At 65.3% G+C, this 2,145-nt stretch carries 1 protein-coding gene; it reads left to right on the top strand.

From position 1 onward, the window contains the following. Positions 1-2,145, top strand: a 2,145-nt coding sequence (locus tag KW848_RS31215) for a VCBS domain-containing protein (protein ID WP_218539163.1), incomplete at both ends; no start/stop codon positions are given.

The raw sequence follows: 2,145 nt of genomic DNA, 5'->3' as shown, positions 1-2,145 counted from the left end.
CCTCGGCCAGCGTCACGCTGACCGAAACCGATGCCGCCGCCGACATCTCCACCACTGGTACGCTCAGCATCAGCGATGTCGACAGCGCCGCGACCTTCGTCGCCCAGTCCAACACCGCCGGCAGTTACGGCCAGTTCTCCCTCGACACCGACGGTGCCTGGAGCTATGTCGCCGACTCCGCCCACAACGAGTTCGTCGCCGGCACCACTTACACCGACACCTTCACGGTGAGCAGCGCCGACGGCACCCTCACCTCGGTCACCGTGCATATTCTCGGCAGCAACGACGCTGCCGTGCTGTCCGCCGATATTGCCAACCTGACCGAGACCAATGCCGTCGTCGACATCTCCACCAATGGCAACCTCACCATCAGCGACGTCGACAGCGCCGCGACCTTCGTCGCCCAGTCCAACACCGCCGGCAGTTATGGCCAGTTCTCCCTTGGCACCGACGGTGCCTGGAGCTACGTCGCCGACTCCGCCCACAACGAGTTCGTCGCCGGCACCACTTACACCGACACCTTCACGGTGAGCAGCGCCGACGGCACCCTCACCTCGGTCACCGTGCATATTCTCGGCAGCAACGACGCTGCCGTGCTGTCCGCCGATATTGCCAACCTGACCGAGACCAATGCCGTCGTCGACATCTCCACCAATGGCAACCTCACCATCAGCGACGTCGACAGCGCCGCGACCTTCGTCGCCCAGTCCAACACCGCCGGCAGTTATGGCCAGTTCTCCCTTGGCACCGACGGTGCCTGGAGCTACGTCGCCGACTCCGCCCACAACGAGTTCGCCGCCGGCAGCACCTACACCGACACCTTTACGGTGAGCAGTGCCGACGGCACCCTCACCTCGGTCACCGTGCATATTCTCGGCAGCAACGACGCTGCCGTGCTGTCCGCCGATATTGCCAACCTGACCGAGACCAATGCCGTCGTCGACATCTCCACCAATGGCACCCTGGCCATCAGCGACGTCGACAGCGCCGCGACCTTCGTCGCCCAGTCCAACACCGCCGGCAGCTACGGCCAGTTCTCCCTCGGCACCGACGGTGCCTGGAGCTACGTCGCCGATAGCGCCCACAACGAGTTCGTCGCCGGCACCACCTACACCGATACCTTCACGGTAAGCAGCGCCGACGGTACCCTCACGTCGGTCACCGTGCATATCAACGGGACCAACGATGCCGCCGTGCTGTCCTCGGCCAGCGTCACGCTGACCGAAACCGATACCCCGCTGACCACCGCCGGCACCCTCAGCATCAGCGATGTCGACAGCGCCGCGACCTTCGTCGCCCAGTCCAACACCGCCGGCAGTTACGGCCAGTTCTCCCTCGGCACTGACGGTGCCTGGAGCTACGTCGCCGACTCCGCCCACAACGAGTTCGCCGCCGGCACCACCTACACCGACACCTTCACGGTGAGCAGCGCCGACGGCACCCTCACCTCGGTCACCGTGCATATTCTCGGCAGCAACGACGCTGCCGTGCTGTCCTCAGCCAGCGTTACGCTGACCGAGACCGATGCCCCACTGACCACCAACGGCACCCTGGCCATCAGCGACGTCGACAGCGCCGCGACCTTCGTCGCCCAGTCCAACACCGCCGGCAGCTACGGCCAGTTCTCCCTCGGCACCGACGGTGCCTGGAGCTACGTCGCCGATAGCGCCCACAACGAGTTCGTCGCCGGCACCACCTACACCGATACCTTCACGGTAAGCAGTGCCGACGGCACCGCAACCGCAGTGACGGTGACCATCACCGGCAGCAACGATGCCGCGGTACTGTCCTCGGCCAGCGTCACGCTGACCGAAACCGATGCCCCAGTGACCACCAACGGCACCCTGGCCATCAGCGACGTCGACAGCGCCGCAACCTTCATCGCCCAGTCCAACACCGCCGGCAGCTACGGCCAGTTCTCCCTCGGCACCGACGGTGCCTGGAGCTACGTCGCCGATAGCGCCCACAACGAGTTCGTCGCCGGCACCACCTACACCGATACCTTCACGGTAAGCAGTGCCGACGGCACCGCGACCGCAGTGACGGTGACCATCACCGGCAGCAATGACGCTGCGGTGTTGTCCGCCGACATCACCAACCTGATCGAAACCAATGCCCCGTTGACCACCAACGGCACCCTCAGCA

Source organism: Pseudomonas sp. PDM25 (genome assembly GCF_019219045.1).
Taxonomy (GTDB): domain Bacteria; phylum Pseudomonadota; class Gammaproteobacteria; order Pseudomonadales; family Pseudomonadaceae; genus Aquipseudomonas.
Note: the sequence above shows the minus strand (reverse complement) of the source record. Positions and strands in the feature narration are given on the sequence as shown.